The organism is Guyparkeria halophila (genome assembly GCF_034479635.1).
In the GTDB taxonomy this organism is placed as follows: Bacteria; Pseudomonadota; Gammaproteobacteria; order Halothiobacillales; family Halothiobacillaceae; genus Guyparkeria; species Guyparkeria halophila.
The window spans coordinates 524,389-540,144 of the sequence record NZ_CP140153.1 but is presented as its reverse complement, the minus strand read 5'-3'; the positions used below and the strand labels follow the sequence as shown (position 1 = coordinate 540,144).

Here is a 15,756-nt window from a genome sequence, read left to right as displayed (position 1 = left end):
TCGACTTGTGGTCCGGGTGGTGCCTGCCGGCACCATCGCCTTCTCCATCTACCGCAGGAACAACACGGCCATGTCCGCCACCGCCGACATCCATGCCTATCCAAAGGCCGAAGACGTCTTTGCCGCCTGCGCCGAGTTCCTGGTCGAACGACTGACCGCGGCCATACGGGCCCGTGGCGTTGCCCGACTCGCACTGGCCGGCGGGGGTACGCCACGCCGGCTCTACCAGCTGCTCGCCCATCGCTACCGCGATGCCCTCGACTGGCAAGCGGTGGAGTTCTATTTCGGAGACGAGCGCAATGTGCCGCTGGACCACCCCGACAGCAATTTCCGCATGGCGCGATTGTCCCTGTTCGAGCCGCTGGGCATCCAGCCGCACCGCACCTTCCCGATGATCTCGGATCAGCAACGCGACCCCGAACGGGACGCGGATGCCTACGAGATGGCCCTGCGGCGCTGGACCGCGGGCAAGGTGCCCCGCTTCGACGTCACCCTGCTGGGATTGGGCAGCGACGGGCACTTCGCCTCGCTGTTCCCGGACACCCCGGCTTTGCGCGAACGCGAGCGTCTGGTGGTGGTCAACCCGGTCGCCAAGCTGCACGGCCATCGCCTGACGCTGACCTTCCCGGTGTTCGAGGCCGCCCGCAATGTGGTCTTCCTGGTGCTGGGCGAGGACAAGCGCCCGTCGCTCGCGCGCATCCGCGACGGGTTGGCCGAGCTGCCGGCCGAGCGGCTGGCCGCCAAACGCGCCACTCACTGGTTCGTCGACCGCGCCGCGGCAGGTGACCCATGATGCTGACCGCCTCCCCCCTTGCCGAATCGATCCGCATCCGTCCGCGCGCCGTGTTCGTGCCGGAGCACAGCGAGACCACCGTGCAGCGGTTCGCCTTCGGTTACGAGATCGTGATCGAGAACGACAGCGACCAGCCGGTCACCCTGACGGACCGCCATTGGGTGATTGACCATGGCAACGGCTGCCTCAAAGAGGTGCGCGGCGAAGGCGTGGTGGGCGAACAACCCCGGATTCTTCCCGGCGAGCAATTCGCCTACCGCTCCGGCGCGGTGATCGAGTCACCCGCGGGCCGGATGTGGGGCGACTATGGCTTTGTCAGCGATCAGGGCGACGTGCTCCGGGTAACCATCCCGACCTTCGACCTGGTCGCCCCGGCGGCCTTCCGCACCATCCAGTAATCCCGCCGCCGACTGAGGGGCAAATCGACCAGCTCGTCGATCGCCCGCGGGTGCTAGCATTGCCCCCTTTGTCCACCATCACGCGACGGAAATCGCCCACCTCATGGCCACCTACGCAATCGGCGACCTTCAGGGCTGCCTCGACCCGCTTGAGGCATTGCTCGACCAGATCCACTTCGACCCGGCAACCGACCGACTCTGGTTCGTCGGCGATCTGGTCAACCGGGGCCCACAATCGCTCCAGGCGCTGCGGTTCGTCCGTGACCTGGGGGATCGCGCCGTCACCGTCCTGGGCAACCATGACATCCACCTGCTGGGCTGTTATTTCGGCACCCGGGTAGCCCGCGGTCGCGACACGCTCGAACCCATCCTGACCGCCGAGGACGGCGACGAGCTGATCGACTGGCTGCGTCACCGCCCCCTGCTGCATCACGACCCCGGCCTCGACTGGACCCTGGTACACGCCGGCATCCACCCCGCCTGGGGCCTGGAAGCGGCCCGAGCGGCCGCCCGGGAAACCGAGACGGCCATGCAGACACACGAACCGCTGGCGTTTTTCGAGGATATCTTCGGCAACCAGAGCGACCACCCGGACGACAACCTCACCCCGGCCGACCGGCAACGCTTCGCGATCAACGTGTTCACCCGCATGCGCTACTGCCATGCCGACGGTCGACTGGATTTCCGGGAAAAGCGCCCCCCGGCCGATGCCGATCCGGCACTGACCCCCTGGTTCGCCATGCCCGGCCGGGCCATGGCCGACCAGCGGATCGTCTTCGGCCACTGGTCGACGCTGGGGCGGGCAAAAGGGCGAGCCAATGCCTGGGGCATCGACCAGGGCTGCCTGTGGGGAAATCAGCTGACTGCCCTGCGCCTGGAAGACGAGGCCCTGTTCGCCATTGACTGCCCAGGCGCCCAGACGCCCAAGGTCGACAAGTGAACCCGCAGGTCGCCCACCACGCCGCGGAGTCGAACGATGCTTAGCACGGTATTTTCGGTGCAGTCATTGCTCGCCGGCATGGGTGTGCTGCTGGCCGGCTCCGGCCTGCTGGCGACCCTGCTCGGTCTGCGCGCCGCGGAGGAGGGGTTTTCCGACGGCACCATCGGCCTGGTCATGTCGGCCTTCTACATCGGCTACGTGCTGGGCACGCTCACCATCCCGGCCATCATCCGCCGGGTGGGCCACATTCGCACCTTCGCCGCCCTGGCGGCGATTTCCTCGGCGGCGGCCATCTTGCACGGCCTGTGGGTCGAGCCCTGGTTCTGGATGCTGTTGCGACTGATCAATGGCGTGACCCTGCTGGGTCTCTACATGGTGATCGAGAGCTGGATCAACGAGAAAGTGACCACGCACCGCGGCCAGGTGTTCGGCATCTACATGATGGTCAGCCTGTTCGCCTACGGCGCCGGCCAGTTCCTGATCGGCATCTACGGGCCGATGGAGGTGTCCACCTTCGCCATCGTCGGCCTGCTGTTCTCGCTCGGATTGGTGCCGATCGCCCTGACCCGGGTGAGCCAACCGCCACCGATGGAGACCACCCGCCTGCCGCTCCTCGAGCTGTTCCGCCTGGCACCCACCGGCGTGATCGGCGCGGCGATGTCCGGCACGATCACCGGCACCATCTACGGCATGGCCGCGGTCTACGCCAACCGAGTCGGTCTGCCCGACACCCAGGTGGCCACCTTCGTCGCCGCGATCATCGTCGGCGGCGGCCTGCTGCAGTGGCCGATCGGGCGACTCTCCGACGGCCGTGACCGCCGCTACGTGCTGATCGTGATCTCGACGATCGGCGCGGCCTTCTCGGTACTGCTGGCGTTGCAGGAGTGGTTCCCGGGCTGGAGCCTGTTCGCCCTGGCGCTGGTCTTCGGCGGTTTTTCCTTCTCGCTCTACGCTATCAGTGTCGCGCAGACCAACGACCGCCTGTCGAGCGACCAGGTACTGGAAGGCACGCGCGGCCTGTTGATGGTCAACGGCGCGGGCTCGGCCGTGGGACCGATGGTCAGCGGCCTGGCCATGGGCTGGTTCGGGGCAGCCGGCTTTCCACTGTTCGTGCTGGCCGCGCTCGGCACCATGATCCTGCTGATCTTCTGGCGCATCCTGATCGACGCGCCGGTGCCGGACGACGAACGCGGCGATTACGTCTTCACCCACCGCACCTCGGCGGCCGGTCTGGAACTCGACCCACGCGCGACCGAGGAGGAGACCGAAACCCCGCCGGCGAGCGAACACGTCAACGACGCGGCCCCGCCCATCTACGAGACCGACCCGGCCTGGGAGGACTATGAGGGGCCACCGGGGGCTATCGACGAGCCCGACCGCCTCAACGGCTCGGGGAATCCGGGGCGGCCAGGCGGGCCCTGATACGTCGCATCAGCCAGCCCAGGACGGGGACGCGCTCGTAGAGCTGGCGGGCCGGGTCCCAGTAGTCGACATGCTCGACCACCCGGCCGTCGCCACCCAGCTTCAGTTCGGACATGCCCTCGATCGACAGCCCCGGCGACGATGTGTCGCACTGCATGCGCCACCGCAGCAAGGCGCAATCGCCATCCACCGCCCGGGCCTGCACCAGAAACCGCATTCCGGGGCATTGGGCAAAACCGTGGGCGAACACCGCCTGGATGGCCTCGATCCCGCGCACCTCGTTGAACGGGTCGACGAAGCGCGCCCCGTTGGCATAGACCGTTTCCAGTGCCCCGAGATGATCCGCCCGCAGGTTCTCCATCACACCGACATAACGCTCGAGGGCCGCCGCGTTGTTGAGACCACGCCCGGGCACGCTCATTGCCCGGGCTCCTTGAGCATCCGGCGGGTCAGCCGGAAATACAGCGCGTAGGGCAGCAGTCTCAGCCCCTTCATCACCCAACCGAATCCGCGCGGCGCGAGTATCTCGAAGCCACGCCCCTCCAGGCCACGGGCGATCAGGTCGGCGGCCTTGTCCGGCTCGATGCGACCCGGCATGGCAAAGTCGTTCTTGTCGGTCAGACGCGTGCGCACGAAGCCGGGATTGATTACCCGGATCGCCACCCCCGCCCGCTCGAATTCGGGGTGCAGCGACTCGGCGAGGTTGATCATCGCCGCCTTGCTCGCACCGTAGGGGGCGGCGTAGGGCAAGCCCCGATACCCGGCGACGCTCGCGGTGAGCACGATCTCGCCCGCACCCCTCGCGATGAAGTCCTCGCGCACGGTCTCGATGCCGTTGACCGCCCCGAGGAAATTGACCCGGATCAGCCGCTCGAACAACGCCGGATCGAAGTCCGCCAGCCCCATCGGCTCGTAGTCGCCGGCATTGAGGATCACCGAGTCCGGCATCCCCCATTCCGCGACCAACGCCCGGTAGGCGGTCGCCATCGATTGCGGATCGGTCACGTCGGCGACCAGCGGCAGGACGCGATCCGGATCGCGCGCGGCACGCTCATCCAGGCGCTCCTGGTGACGTGCCGAGATCGCGACCCGATACCCCCGCGCCACGAGGCGATCGGTCAGGGCCGCGCCGATGCCGCTGCTCGCGCCCACCAGCCAGTAGATCCGTTCGGTACGGGCATTCGAATTCGCTTTTGAGTCGGTCATTAACTTGGGCCTCGCATTGCCCCGTTCGAGGGCCGGACAGCAGCCGGCGCCCCCGCGGAGATCTTGTCGGAAATCACGACACGAGCGTAGCCGAGGGCTGCTACAATATCGATGCAGAAGTTATACATCACTCGATACGTCGCAGGTGGCGCCTTGTCCACGACCGAATCCAGCCCAGCCGAAACCGAAAGCCAGGCCTTGCTGCCCATCCGATCGGTATCGCAGATCACCGGGGTCAACCCGATCACCCTGCGCGCCTGGGAGCGTCGCTACGACCTGATCCGCCCCACGCGCACCCCGGCCGGACACCGGCTCTACAGCCAGGCGGACATCCGCACCATCCAGCGCATCCAGGAGCTGGCCGAGAGCGGCATGGGCTTCGCCCAGATCGCCTCGTTGCTCGAACAGGAAGGGGCCGACACCGGCAGGGAGACGCGCGAACCCGCCCCGCCGACAGCGACGCCATCTCCCATCTCGCCACCACGCTCGCTGCTCGACCGGGTGATGCGCGCGGCGATTGACCTCGATCCATCCGAATTGCGCACGGCCGAGGCTACCGCCCTGATGTGGCTCACCCCCGAGGACTATCTGCGCGAGGTGCTGATCGAGGCACTCGCCCAACTCGAGGCGCGCACCGCCTGGCCAGACCGGGACCTGGGGCTGGTGTGGCTGGCCGAGTACATCAAGGGGCGGGCGGAATGGGTTGCCGAAGCACCGGGGCGGCCCGCCGCCCCGGTGATCGTGATCGACAACCTGGTCCCGGGCCGGCCGTTCTCCGCCGGCGGCCTGCGACTGTTCACCGCCCTGCACGACGATCAGTTCCATGTCCGGCTGCTGCCAACCGGCCTCAACGAGACTCAGCGCGAGCAGATGGCGCGCCGCTGGGGGGGCACGCGCCTGGATTCGCCTCGACACGACACCACCCGAGCATCCGGTCGGCAGCGCCGCCGGGGCGCGGGTCTTCTGGTGCGAGCTGCCCCTGCTCGAACCCGAGAACGGCGACCAGGCGGTCGACTTCATGCAGCGCTGGCGCGATCTGGTGGAAAAGGACATCCAGCATTGTCGCGAACAAGTGGCTCAGGCACTCGGACGCCCCGAACCGGCCCCGGCCCGCCTGACCCGGCACTGACCCTCCCCGATCGCCCCTCCCTGTGGACATCGTTTCGTCTGTGTCACAATGCGTTGTCCAACGCGCAACAGGAGATCCAGGACCTTGATGCTGGATGCGAATCTGCTGAAGAAGGCGGTCAACGCCTCCACGGACGGGATCGTGATTGCCGAGCAGGAAGGCTCGGACAACATCCTGATCTATGCGAATCAGGCCTTCGAGGAACTGACCGGCTACTCCGAGGAAGAAATCCTCTACCAGGACTGCCGCTTCCTACAGGCCGGAGATCGAGACCAGAGCCCACTGGCGGAAATCCGTGAGGCCATTCGCCGCGGCGAGGCGACCCGCGTGGTGCTGCGCAATTACCGTAAGGATGGCAGCCTGTTCTGGAACGAGCTGTCGATTACCCCGGTATTCAACGACGACGATCACCTGACCTACTTCATCGGCATCCAGCGCGACGTGACCGAACTGGTCCAAATGCGCGAGGAGAACGAGCGCCTGCGTGCCCGGATCGCCGAGCTCGAATCCCATCAGGAGTCGGGCGCAGCCGACTGAACCGGCTGAGGAACCTTGTCAGAAACCGGCCAAGCGGGCATGCTTTGCGCATGCCGCCCCGCTCCCGGGGCAGAGAACACGGACGCGACAACGCATAGGCGGATCGATGAGCGCACCCCCCGTCAATGGACTGCTCAGCGCCCTGGTCAGGGAGGACGCCCTGTCCTCCGACCAGGCGAAGGCCCTTCAAACCAAGGCTGACAGCAGCGAGGACTCGCTGCTCAATACCGTAATCGCCGAGGGCGTGTCGGCGGCGACCATCGCCGCGGTCGCCTCCAAGCGCTTCGGCCTGCCGCTGGTGGATCTCGATGCCATCGACACCAGCGACCTGCCGTTAAAGCTGGTCCCCGAAAAGGTCCTGCAGGCCAACATGGCGCTGCCGCTGTTCAAGCGCGGCCGTCGCCTGACGGTGGCCGTGGCCGATCCGTCCGACACCGGCGCCATCGACGGCTTTCGCTTCTCGACCAACATGGCGATCGAAGCGGTGGTCGCCGAGGCGCCCAAGATCGCCCGCGTGCTCGAGGAAGCGCTCAGCGACAGCATGGATGCCCTGGGCGACGAGCTCGACGACGATCTGTCGAACGTCGAGTTCGAGCGCGAGGACGAGGAGGCCCACGACGTCGAGGATGCCTCGATTCAGGACGACGTGGTGGTCAAGTTCGTCACCAAGCTCCTGACCGACGCCATCCGCAAGGGGGCCTCCGACATCCACATCGAGCCCTACGAAAAGCAGTTCCGGGTGCGCTTTCGCATCGACGGCATGCTCACCGAGAGCGCCAAGCCGCCGGCCAACCTCTCCGATCGCATCATCGCGCGGGTCAAGGTGATGAGCCGGATGGACATTTCCGAGCGACGCGTACCGCAGGACGGGCGCATCAAGCTCAAGCTGTCCAAGAGCCGTTCGATCGACTTCCGGGTCAATACCTGCCCCACCCTGTTCGGCGAAAAGGTGGTGCTGCGTATCCTCGACCCGACCAGCGCCCAGCTGGGGATCGACCAGCTCGGTTACGAGCCCGAGCAGAAAGCGCTCTACATGGACGCGCTCGACAAGCCCTACGGCATGATCCTGGTCACCGGCCCCACCGGCTCGGGCAAGACGGTCTCGCTGTATACCGGCCTGAACATCCTCAACACCGGCGACCGCAACATCTCGACCGCCGAGGATCCGGCGGAAATCGTGGTGCCGGGCATCAACCAGGTCAACGTCAACCCCAAGGTGGGACTGACCTTCGCCAACGCCCTGCGCGCGTTCCTGCGTCAGGATCCCGACGTGATCATGGTGGGCGAGATCCGCGACCTGGAAACGGCCGAGATCGCGATCAAGGCTTCCCAGACCGGCCACCTGGTGCTCTCGACCCTGCACACCAACGATGCGCCGCAGACGCTCACGCGGATGGTCAACATGGGCGTGCCGGCCTACAACATCGCCTCGTCGGTCAGCCTGATCATCGCCCAGCGACTGGCGCGGCGCCTGTGCAATAATTGCCGCACCAAGGAGAGCATCCCCGACGAGGAACTCCGCCGCGAGGGGTTCACCGACGAGGACCTGGCCGGGTCGCCCAAGATCTTCAAGGCCGTCGGCTGTGACCAGTGCACCAACGGCTACAAGGGCCGGGTCGGCATCTATCAGGTCATGGCGGTCTCCGAGGCAATGGGACGGATCATCATGGAAGGCGGCAACGCGATCGACATTGCCGACCAGGCGCACAAGGAGGGGATTCCCGACCTGCGGCGCTCGGGCCTGAAGAAGGTCCTCGCCGGCGTGACCAGCCTCGAGGAAATCAACCGCGTCACCAAGGACTGAACCCGGCCGGGCTCAAGGGAGAGACAAGATGGCCATTGCGGCACGCAAGAACAAAACCACCGAAAAACCCGTCTTCAGCTACGAGGCGCGCACCAAGGAAGGCCGGGTGATCAAGGGCGAGATGGCGGCGTTCAACGACACCGCCGTGCGCGCCGAGATCCGCCGGCTGGGCATGACCCTGATCCGGGTCAAGCGCAAGGCCAAGCCGCTGTTCTCCAACTCCAAGCCGGTCCAGCCGCGCGACATTGCCACCTTCGCCCGACAGCTGGCGACCATGATGACCGCCGGCCTGCCGATCGTGCAGGCCCTGGACATCATTGCCCAGAGCGCCGAAAAGAAGACGATGAAGGACCTCATCAACGACGTGAAGAACGACGTCGAGAGTGGCACCAACCTCGCCGACGCCCTCGATCGGCACCGCAAGTACTTCGACGAGCTGTTCGTCAACCTGGTGCGCGCCGGCGAGCAATCCGGTGCGCTGGAAGTGGTGCTTGATCGCATCGCGACCTACAAGGAAAAGACCGAAAGCCTCAAGGGCAAGATCAAGAAGGCGCTGTTCTACCCGACGGCGGTACTCGTGGTCGCCTTCATCGTCACCGCGATCCTGCTGATCTTCGTCATCCCGCAATTCGAATCGCTGTTCCAGGGCTTCGGCGCCGACCTGCCCGCCTTTACCCAGTTTGTCATCGGCCTGTCCGACCTGTTCCGGGAATACTGGTACTGGATCTTCGGCGGTATCGCCGCGGTGATCTTTCTGTTCGTCTTCGTCAAGCGCCGCTCGGATCGCTTCAACCATTTCCTGGACCGGATGATCCTCAAGCTGCCGATCTTCGGCCCGCTGATGGAAAAGTCCGCGATCGCGCGTTTCGCCCGCACCCTGTCGACCATGTTCTCCGCCGGCGTGCCGCTGGTCGAGGCCCTGCCGCCCACCGCCGGGGCGACCGGCAACGCCGTGTTCCGCGACGCGGTGATGAGCATGCGTGACCTGGTCTCCGCCGGCTCGCCACTGCGCATCGGCATGCAGCAATCCAACCTCTTCCCGGTGATGGTCATCCAGATGGTCGCCATCGGCGAGGAGACCGGCGCGCTCGACAACATGCTGGCCAAGGTGGCCGACATGTACGAGGAAGAGGTCGACAACATGGTGGATGCGATGTCGAGCCTGCTCGAGCCGATGATCATGGCATTCCTCGGCATCGTCGTCGGCGGCCTGGTCATCGCCATGTACCTGCCGATCTTCAAGCTGGGCGCCGTGGTCTGATCCCCACGCCGCCGGCTCGATTCCCTTACGGCCCGCCTCACCGGGCCGTTTCCATGTCAGGCACTTGAAACATGTCCGAACTGCAAGCGATCTTCCAGCAATACCCGGCCCTCTGGATCGGCGTCGCCACGTTGTTCGGCCTGCTGGTGGGCAGTTTTCTCAACGTGGTGATCAACCGCTTACCGGTGATGATGGAGCGCGAGTGGCGGCGCGAATGCCGCGCCCTGCTGGCCGATGATGAGACCCCCGCCGCGGCGGACGACGCGCCCTTCAACCTGGTCCACCCCCGCTCGCGATGCCCCTCCTGCGGCACCCCGATCCGTGCCTGGCAGAACATCCCGGTGCTCAGCTGGCTGTGGCTGCGCGGTCGCTGCGCCAACTGCGGCCGGGCCATCTCCTGGCAGTACCCGCTGGTAGAACTCGCGAGTGCCGCGCTGATCGGCCTGGCCGCCTGGCAATTCGGCCCGACCGCGCTGGCACTGGCGGTTTTCCTGTTCAGCTGGGCCCTGCTGGCCGCCTCAATCATCGACCTCAAGACCCAGCTGCTGCCCGACGTGTTCACCCTGCCACTGCTATGGCTGGGCCTGCTGCTGCCGATCTTGCTGCCGGCCTATCACCTCTCGCTCGACGAGGCGGTGCTGGGCGCCGTGTTCGGCTACCTCGCCCTGTGGTCGGTGTACTGGCTGTTCCGGCTGCTCACCGGCAAGGAAGGCATGGGCTTCGGCGATTTCAAGCTGCTGGCCGCGCTGGGTGCCTGGTTGGGATGGCAACTGCTGCCGCTGGTGATCCTGCTATCAGCTCTGGCCGGCAGCGTGATCGGCATCGCCATGATCCTGTTGCTGCGCCACGACCGGCGCATTCCCATCCCCTTCGGCCCCTATCTGGCCATCGCCGGGCTGATAGCCCTGTATCTCGGCGAGCCGATCATGAGCGCCTACCTGGGCGGCCCACTCTGATCCGGGCATGACGATCCCGACCTCGACTCCGTCGCCAGAGCGTGAGACCGCCGGGCGCCCCATCGGCCTGACCGGCGGGATTGCCAGCGGCAAGAGCCTGGCGACATCGATCTTTGCCGAGCTGGGCATTCCGATCATCGATACCGATGCGATCAGCCGCGAGCTGGTCGAGCCGGGCAGCCCCTGCCTCGATGCGATTCAGGCTCGATTCGGCGGCGGGATCCTGCTCGAGGACGGCCGACTGGATCGCGACCGGCTCCGTCGGATCATCCTTGATCAGCCGGGGGAGCGCGCCGCACTGGAGGCGATCCTGCACCCGGCCATCCGGACAAGGGCCCGTGAACGCGCGACGGCGGCGGCTCGACAGGCGCCCTACGTGCTGGTGGTCGTGCCGCTGCTTGCCGAGGCCTCGGTCTGGCCGGCCTACCGCGACTGGCTCGATGCCGTGATCACCCTGACCGCCCCACCCGCGCTTCGGCGCGAGCGGCTCACCGCCCGCCCGGGCATCGATGCCCGGCAAGCCGAGCAACTGATCGCCGCCCAGGTCGATGACCGCGCCCGCCAGGCGATCGCCGACTTTGAGCTGGTCAACGACCGCTCACCCGAGGCCCTGCGCGAGCAGATCATCGACCTCGACCGCCGCCTCCGGCATCTCGGCTCGCCCAGGCAAGGTCGGCACGACTAGTTCCATCCGTGCCGACTTTTTGGCTGATCACGGCGCCCCCAGCATCAAGAAGCGCTGCAGTCGCCACCATCCGCGCCGACCCAACCGCCACGGCGTCAGCCAGAGGGTGACCCGCCCGGAACCGGCGTCATCGACGGCCACCCCGACCAGCAACGGGCCCTGCCAAAGCACGCGCGTCTCACCGCGGATCGACTCGCCACTGGGCAGCAACACCTCGGCGCGCCCCGCCGACCAGGCCAGCTGGCCCTCGATGGCAAAGCCGGGTGGACGGTGACGCAGGCAACGCCATAACCACCCGGAGACCACCAGCCAGGCCGCCGCACGCCACAGCCATTCCGGTAGCGGCGTGTCGGCTCCAACCGGCCGGGGCGCCTGCCAGACGATCAGGCTCATTGCCAGCCAGGCGGCCAATACCAGCCCCATCCAGGCCGCCAGCAAGCCGCGGTCGGCGACCAGCCGCTCACTGAATCCTTCCGATACCCGTTCCATGGGCACACCTCGATCAACTCATCCATCGCAGCGAAGCCGCCGGGGGTGATGCTATCCTTGCGCACCATCCTTGACGACCTTGAATGCGCCAATGTCCGACGCGAACACTACAACCTGGCACGACCTGATGCAGCCGAACGCCACCCCGGCCGCCGGTGCGATTCTGCTGACCGACCTGCCCGACCGTCGTGTGATCGAGGTCACCGGCTCGGAGGCGCGCGCGTTTCTGCACGCGATCCTCACGCAGGACGTCAACGCCCTGACCGACGGGGCCGCCGCCTTCTCCGCGCTTTGCAGCGCCAAGGGCCGGGCGATGGGACTGCTGCGCATCGCCGCGCACCAGGACGGCTTCCGCCTCGTCACGCGCACCGAACTCGCCCCCGGGCTGCTCAAGCGCCTGCAGATGTATGTCCTGCGACGCGACGTGCAGTTGTCGCTGGCCGAGGATCAGGCCGCTCTCGGACTGATCTGGCCGGCTGAGGCCGCGTCGATGGCATGCCCGTTCGATGACGCCATCGCCTGTGAGGCGATCGAGCGGCTGCGCGAGGCCAAACCGGCGCCCGGCCGCTGGCCCGCCGTCGTCGATGCACAGGGTCGACTGTTCCTGCGCGAGGAACAGGACGCGAACACCGGCATGCGCATTGCCATCCATGGCCCGACCAGCGACCTGAGCGCCATGGTCCGCGCCGCGACCGGCGACACGGCCATCGTCGCGACCGATCACTGGGAGCGCGCCGAGATCGAGGACCGCCTGCCCGAGGTAACGAGCGCGACGGCCGAGCACTTCGTGCCGCAATGGATCAACCTCGACGAGCTCGAGGCCTTCAGCCTGAAGAAGGGCTGCTATCCCGGCCAGGAGGTCATTGCCCGGATGCATTACCTGGGCAAGCCCAATCGGCGCCTGTTTGCCGGTCATGTGCTCGGGCTCGCCCCGCCGACGCCCGGCACCGCGGTCATCAACGACAAGGACCAGTCGGCCGGCGAAGTGGTGCGCAGCGCCCCGCTGCCGGATGACTCGGGCAGCCTGGTGCTCACCGTGATCAAGCTCAAGCATCTGCACGATTCGCTGACGATCGACGGCCTGGCCCTGAGCCTCGACCCGCACGACACCATCGAGGGCGGCAGCCACCGGGCCGGCGCCCGGCACTGACCGCCACCCCGCACATCACACGCAACGAAACCACGCCCATGACTGACAACCGTCCCGAATCCAGCCCGACGGCCGACCAACCGCTGATTGTCGGCAGTCGCCGCTTCACCTCACGCCTGCTGACCGGCACCGGCAAGTACAAGGACATGACCGAGACCCACGAGGCCACCGAGGCCGCCGGGGCCGAGGTCGTCACCGTGGCGATCCGGCGCAGCAACATCGGCCAGAATCCGGACGAGCCCAACCTGCTCGACGTGCTGCCGCCGGAGCGTTTCACCATCCTGCCGAACACCGCCGGCTGCTACACCGCCACCGAGGCGGTGCGCACCTGCCGGCTCGCTCGCGAACTGCTCGATGGCCACAACCTGGTCAAGCTCGAGGTGCTCGGCGACGAGAAGACCCTCTACCCGGACATCACCAACACCCTGCTCGCCGCCGAGACCCTGGTCGAGGACGGCTTCGAGGTGATGGTCTACACCTCGGACGACCCCATCGTCGCCAAACGGCTCGAGGAAATCGGCTGTGTCGCGGTCATGCCGCTGGCCGCGCCGATCGGCTCCGGGCTGGGCATCCAGAACAAGTACAACCTGATGACCATCATCGAGAACGCCGAGGTGCCAATCATTGTCGACGCCGGTGTTGGCACGGCCTCGGATGCCGCCGTGGCGATGGAGCTCGGCTGCGACGGCGTGCTGATGAACAGCGCGATCGCCCACGCCAAGAATCCGGTGCTGATGGCCTCGGCGATGAAAAAGGCGATCGAGGCCGGCCGCGAGTCCTTCCTTGCCGGGCGCATGCCCAGAAAGCGCTTTGCCAGCGCCTCGTCGCCCATCGACGGCCTGTTCTTCTGATCCCATGAGTGACGCGACCGAAAAGAGTGATGGCATCCGGCGCCGCATCCGCTCGTTCATCCGCCGCGAGGGCCGGCTCACCCCGGGGCAGCAGCGGGCACTGAACGAACTGGGGCCGAAATACCTAATCGAGGCGGAGGGCGAGCGCATCGACCCGGCCGAGCTGTTCGGCCGGGCCGCACCGCTGACCCTGGAGATCGGTTTCGGCAACGGCGACAGCCTGGTCGAGATGGCCGCGAAAGATCCCGATCGCGACTTCATCGGCATCGAGGTTCACCGTCCGGGCGTGGGCCACCTGCTCAACGGCATCGAGCACTTCGGCCTAACCAACCTCAAGGCGGTCTGCGGCGATGCGGTCCCGTTTGTCGAGGAGCGACTAGCCGAGGGCAGCCTGGATCGGCTGCTGCTGTACTTCCCCGACCCCTGGCACAAGAAGCGCCATCACAAGCGCCGCATTGTGCAGACGGCGTTCGCCGATCTGGTCGCCAGTCGTCTCAAGCCCGGCGGGCTCTGGCACCTGGCGACCGACTGGACCGAGTACGCCGAGCACATGCGCGAGGTGCTCGACGCGCATCCGACATTCGTCGCCGAGCACGAGGGCAGCGGCGAGAACGCGCGGCCCGACTGGCGCCCGCGCACCAAGTTCGAGCGACGCGGCGAGGAGCGCGGCCACCAGGTCTTCGACCTGCTCTACCGACGCCGCTGACGATGACGGATCGCGATCCCGCGCTGACCCTGACCCTCGGCCCGGACGCCCTGGTCATCCGGCGTCGCTACGAGACGGCGGTGCTGGCCAACGACTTCCTGATCGGCCTCTGGTTCACCTTGGGGAGCCTGGCCTTCCTCAGCCCGACCTACGAGTCGGCCGGGGCCTGGATCTTCGTCATGGCCTCGGTCCAGTATCTTGTGCGCCCCAGTATCCGGCTGGCCAGGAACATTCATCTGCAACGGCTGCGCCGGCGACAAGCCCCATCGGCCGAAAAGAGCTGAGCTTCCTCACGGTGGGCCGTCGGGCCGCCCAGCCGGGGCCCCTATTCGATAGTCAGCAACTTGTTCCCGGTGGCGTAAACCCCTATTATCGTGGGCTTTCGTTTTGCCGGGTGAGTCGAGCCGCGCCGCGATCGCCGCGCTCCTTGCCGGCCAACCGACCGAATTCCACCGCTTTCCACGTCTCGTTTTTATTGCTTTCCAACAGGAGGGACCATGTCCAAGAAGCATCCCGTTGTCGCGGTTACCGGCTCGTCCGGCGCCGGCACGTCCACCGTCAAGAGTGCCTTCAACCACATCTTCCGCCGCGAGGAAATCTCGCCGGTCGTGATCGAGGGCGACAGCTTCCACGCACTCAACCGCAAGGACATGCGTGAGCGCATGGCCGCCGAGGCCGAGAAGGGCAACAACTTCTTCTCCCACTTCGGCCCGGCCGCCAACCACTTCGACAAGCTGGGCGAGCTGTTCAAGAGCTACGGCGAGTCCGGCTCCGGCAAGAAGCGCTACTACCTGCACAGTGACGAGGAGGCCGCCGAGCACAACGCGCGCCTGAACACCAACCTCGGTCCGGGCGAGTTCACCCCCTGGGAAGACATCCCGGCCGACTCCGACCTGCTGTTCTACGAAGGCCTGCACGGCCTGGTGAAGACCGATGACGTCAACGTCGCCGAGCACGTCGACCTGGGCGTCGGCGTCGTGCCGATCGTCAACCTCGAGTGGATCCAGAAGATCTTCCGCGACAACGCCGAGCGGGGCTACTCCGCCGAGAAGATCGTCGACACCATCCTGCGCCGCATGCCGGACTACGTGAACTACATCACCCCGCAGTTCTCGGAGACCGACGTCAACTTCCAGCGCGTGCCGACCGTCGACACCTCCAACCCGTTCATCGCCCGCGACATCCCGACGCCGGACGAGAGCGTGGTCGTGATCCGCTTCCGCGATCCGGACGAGTTCGGCGTCGACTTCCCGTATCTGCTGCAGATGATCCCGCACTCGTTCATGTCCCGCTACAACACCATCGTGGTGCCGGGCGGCAAGATGAGCTACGCGATGGACCTGATCCTGACCCCGCGCATCCATCGCCTGATCCAGGAACGCAACAGCTAAGGCGCTGTTCGCCACTGGCACGCAAAAGCCCCCGCCGG

The 15,756-nt window shown here is 66.6% G+C and carries 19 protein-coding genes and 1 pseudogene; 16 read left to right on the top strand and 4 right to left on the bottom strand.

From position 1 onward, the window contains the following. Positions 1-70: 70 nt before the first annotated feature. The 4 genes from pgl (at position 71) to SR882_RS02500 (ending at position 3,553) form a co-directional block, all read left to right on the top strand. Positions 71-793: a 6-phosphogluconolactonase gene (gene pgl / locus SR882_RS02515; RefSeq protein WP_322521782.1), complete on the top strand. Its 723-nt coding sequence runs from the start codon at positions 71-73 to the stop codon at positions 791-793. Next, complete coding sequence (apaG, locus tag SR882_RS02510; RefSeq protein ID WP_322521781.1) at positions 790-1,191, top strand: Co2+/Mg2+ efflux protein ApaG; 402 nt, start codon at positions 790-792, stop codon at positions 1,189-1,191. Before pgl ends, apaG begins: the two co-directional genes overlap by 4 nt. A 103-nt stretch (positions 1,192-1,294) precedes the next feature. Then, positions 1,295-2,131, top strand: coding sequence for a symmetrical bis(5'-nucleosyl)-tetraphosphatase (locus tag SR882_RS02505; protein ID WP_322521780.1), 837 nt, complete (start codon positions 1,295-1,297; stop codon positions 2,129-2,131). 36 nt (positions 2,132-2,167) lie between these two features. After that, on the top strand, positions 2,168-3,553 hold the full coding sequence (locus SR882_RS02500; protein ID WP_322521779.1) for an MFS transporter: 1,386 nt from the start codon (positions 2,168-2,170) through the stop codon (positions 3,551-3,553). Here the strand turns inward: SR882_RS02500 and SR882_RS02495 are convergent. Beyond that, positions 3,513-3,974 (bottom strand): nuclear transport factor 2 family protein, encoded by a 462-nt coding sequence (locus SR882_RS02495; RefSeq protein WP_322521778.1) that lies wholly within the window; start codon positions 3,972-3,974, stop codon positions 3,513-3,515. The genes SR882_RS02500 and SR882_RS02495 overlap by 41 nt on opposite strands. Then, positions 3,971-4,759, bottom strand: coding sequence for an SDR family NAD(P)-dependent oxidoreductase (locus SR882_RS02490; protein ID WP_322521777.1), 789 nt, complete (start codon positions 4,757-4,759; stop codon positions 3,971-3,973). The genes SR882_RS02495 and SR882_RS02490 overlap by 4 nt, the downstream gene beginning before the upstream one ends. A 111-nt stretch (positions 4,760-4,870) precedes the next feature. On the opposite strand from SR882_RS02490, the pseudogene SR882_RS02485 reads away from it, so the two are divergent. Beyond that, positions 4,871-5,107, top strand: a pseudogene (locus tag SR882_RS02485) (MerR family transcriptional regulator); the annotation flags it as partial. On the opposite strand, the gene SR882_RS02480 reads toward SR882_RS02485, so the two are convergent. Continuing rightward, positions 5,074-5,304, bottom strand: a complete 231-nt coding sequence (locus SR882_RS02480; RefSeq protein WP_322522420.1) for a hypothetical protein — start codon at positions 5,302-5,304, stop codon at positions 5,074-5,076. The pseudogene SR882_RS02485 and the gene SR882_RS02480 sit on opposite strands and share 34 nt — an antisense overlap. 278 nt (positions 5,305-5,582) lie before the next feature. On the opposite strand from SR882_RS02480, the gene SR882_RS02475 reads away from it, so the two are divergent. The 6 genes from SR882_RS02475 (at position 5,583) to coaE (ending at position 11,131) form a co-directional block, all read left to right on the top strand. Continuing rightward, positions 5,583-5,888, top strand: coding sequence for a hypothetical protein (locus SR882_RS02475; protein ID WP_322522419.1), 306 nt, complete (start codon positions 5,583-5,585; stop codon positions 5,886-5,888). 87 nt (positions 5,889-5,975) lie between these two features. Then, positions 5,976-6,425 (top strand): PAS domain-containing protein, encoded by a 450-nt coding sequence (locus SR882_RS02470; protein ID WP_322521776.1) that lies wholly within the window; start codon positions 5,976-5,978, stop codon positions 6,423-6,425. 106 nt (positions 6,426-6,531) lie between these two features. Further along, entirely contained in the window at positions 6,532-8,229 is a 1,698-nt protein-coding gene (gene pilB, locus SR882_RS02465; RefSeq protein WP_322521775.1) for a type IV-A pilus assembly ATPase PilB, read from the top strand. Positions 8,230-8,257: 28 nt separating this feature from the next. Next, complete coding sequence (locus SR882_RS02460) at positions 8,258-9,490, top strand: type II secretion system F family protein (RefSeq protein ID WP_322521774.1); 1,233 nt, start codon at positions 8,258-8,260, stop codon at positions 9,488-9,490. Positions 9,491-9,561: 71 nt separating this feature from the next. Next, positions 9,562-10,446: a prepilin peptidase gene (locus SR882_RS02455; RefSeq protein ID WP_322521773.1), complete on the top strand. Its 885-nt coding sequence runs from the start codon at positions 9,562-9,564 to the stop codon at positions 10,444-10,446. Between the two features lie 7 nt (positions 10,447-10,453). Further along, the gene (gene coaE / locus SR882_RS02450; protein ID WP_322521772.1) at positions 10,454-11,131 is read left to right on the top strand and encodes a dephospho-CoA kinase; all 678 of its coding nucleotides are present in this window, start codon (positions 10,454-10,456) and stop codon (positions 11,129-11,131) included. A 27-nt stretch (positions 11,132-11,158) separates the two neighbouring features. Here coaE and SR882_RS02445 read toward each other — a convergent pair whose 3' ends face one another. Continuing rightward, a complete protein-coding gene (locus SR882_RS02445) occupies positions 11,159-11,620 on the bottom strand; it encodes a hypothetical protein (protein WP_322521771.1) in 462 nt (153 codons plus the stop codon). A gap of 91 nt (positions 11,621-11,711) precedes the next feature. Here SR882_RS02445 and ygfZ point away from each other — a divergent pair, with 91 nt between their 5' ends. The 5 genes from ygfZ (at position 11,712) to SR882_RS02420 (ending at position 15,718) form a co-directional block, all read left to right on the top strand. After that, positions 11,712-12,770, top strand: coding sequence for a CAF17-like 4Fe-4S cluster assembly/insertion protein YgfZ (gene ygfZ, locus SR882_RS02440; protein ID WP_322521770.1), 1,059 nt, complete (start codon positions 11,712-11,714; stop codon positions 12,768-12,770). 38 nt (positions 12,771-12,808) lie between these two features. Beyond that, a complete protein-coding gene (locus SR882_RS02435; protein ID WP_322521769.1) occupies positions 12,809-13,621 on the top strand; it encodes a thiazole synthase in 813 nt (270 codons plus the stop codon). Between the two features lie 4 nt (positions 13,622-13,625). After that, a complete protein-coding gene (gene trmB / locus SR882_RS02430; RefSeq protein WP_322521768.1) occupies positions 13,626-14,327 on the top strand; it encodes a tRNA (guanosine(46)-N7)-methyltransferase TrmB in 702 nt (233 codons plus the stop codon). 2 nt (positions 14,328-14,329) lie between these two features. After that, the gene (locus tag SR882_RS02425; protein ID WP_322521767.1) at positions 14,330-14,611 is read left to right on the top strand and encodes a YrhK family protein; all 282 of its coding nucleotides are present in this window, start codon (positions 14,330-14,332) and stop codon (positions 14,609-14,611) included. A 213-nt stretch (positions 14,612-14,824) separates the two neighbouring features. Beyond that, entirely contained in the window at positions 14,825-15,718 is an 894-nt protein-coding gene (locus tag SR882_RS02420) for a phosphoribulokinase (RefSeq protein ID WP_322521766.1), read from the top strand. The last annotated feature ends 38 nt before the right edge of the window (positions 15,719-15,756 follow it).

Coding starts and splice junctions, on each gene's coding strand:
- SR882_RS02470 (WP_322521776.1), top strand. CDS start 5,976: ATGCTGGATGCGAATCTGCTGAAGAAGGCGGTCAACGCCTCCACGGAC.
- trmB (WP_322521768.1), top strand. CDS start 13,626: ATGAGTGACGCGACCGAAAAGAGTGATGGCATCCGGCGCCGCATCCGC.
- ygfZ (WP_322521770.1), top strand. CDS start 11,712: ATGTCCGACGCGAACACTACAACCTGGCACGACCTGATGCAGCCGAAC.
- SR882_RS02445 (WP_322521771.1), bottom strand. CDS start 11,620: ATGGAACGGGTATCGGAAGGATTCAGTGAGCGGCTGGTCGCCGACCGC.
- coaE (WP_322521772.1), top strand. CDS start 10,454: ATGACGATCCCGACCTCGACTCCGTCGCCAGAGCGTGAGACCGCCGGG.
- SR882_RS02420 (WP_322521766.1), top strand. CDS start 14,825: ATGTCCAAGAAGCATCCCGTTGTCGCGGTTACCGGCTCGTCCGGCGCC.
- pilB (WP_322521775.1), top strand. CDS start 6,532: ATGAGCGCACCCCCCGTCAATGGACTGCTCAGCGCCCTGGTCAGGGAG.
- SR882_RS02500 (WP_322521779.1), top strand. CDS start 2,168: ATGCTTAGCACGGTATTTTCGGTGCAGTCATTGCTCGCCGGCATGGGT.
- SR882_RS02455 (WP_322521773.1), top strand. CDS start 9,562: ATGTCCGAACTGCAAGCGATCTTCCAGCAATACCCGGCCCTCTGGATC.
- apaG (WP_322521781.1), top strand. CDS start 790: ATGATGCTGACCGCCTCCCCCCTTGCCGAATCGATCCGCATCCGTCCG.
- pgl (WP_322521782.1), top strand. CDS start 71: ATGTCCGCCACCGCCGACATCCATGCCTATCCAAAGGCCGAAGACGTC.
- SR882_RS02435 (WP_322521769.1), top strand. CDS start 12,809: ATGACTGACAACCGTCCCGAATCCAGCCCGACGGCCGACCAACCGCTG.
- SR882_RS02460 (WP_322521774.1), top strand. CDS start 8,258: ATGGCCATTGCGGCACGCAAGAACAAAACCACCGAAAAACCCGTCTTC.
- SR882_RS02495 (WP_322521778.1), bottom strand. CDS start 3,974: ATGAGCGTGCCCGGGCGTGGTCTCAACAACGCGGCGGCCCTCGAGCGT.
- SR882_RS02475 (WP_322522419.1), top strand. CDS start 5,583: ATGTCCGGCTGCTGCCAACCGGCCTCAACGAGACTCAGCGCGAGCAGA.
- SR882_RS02505 (WP_322521780.1), top strand. CDS start 1,295: ATGGCCACCTACGCAATCGGCGACCTTCAGGGCTGCCTCGACCCGCTT.
- SR882_RS02490 (WP_322521777.1), bottom strand. CDS start 4,759: ATGACCGACTCAAAAGCGAATTCGAATGCCCGTACCGAACGGATCTAC.
- SR882_RS02425 (WP_322521767.1), top strand. CDS start 14,330: ATGACGGATCGCGATCCCGCGCTGACCCTGACCCTCGGCCCGGACGCC.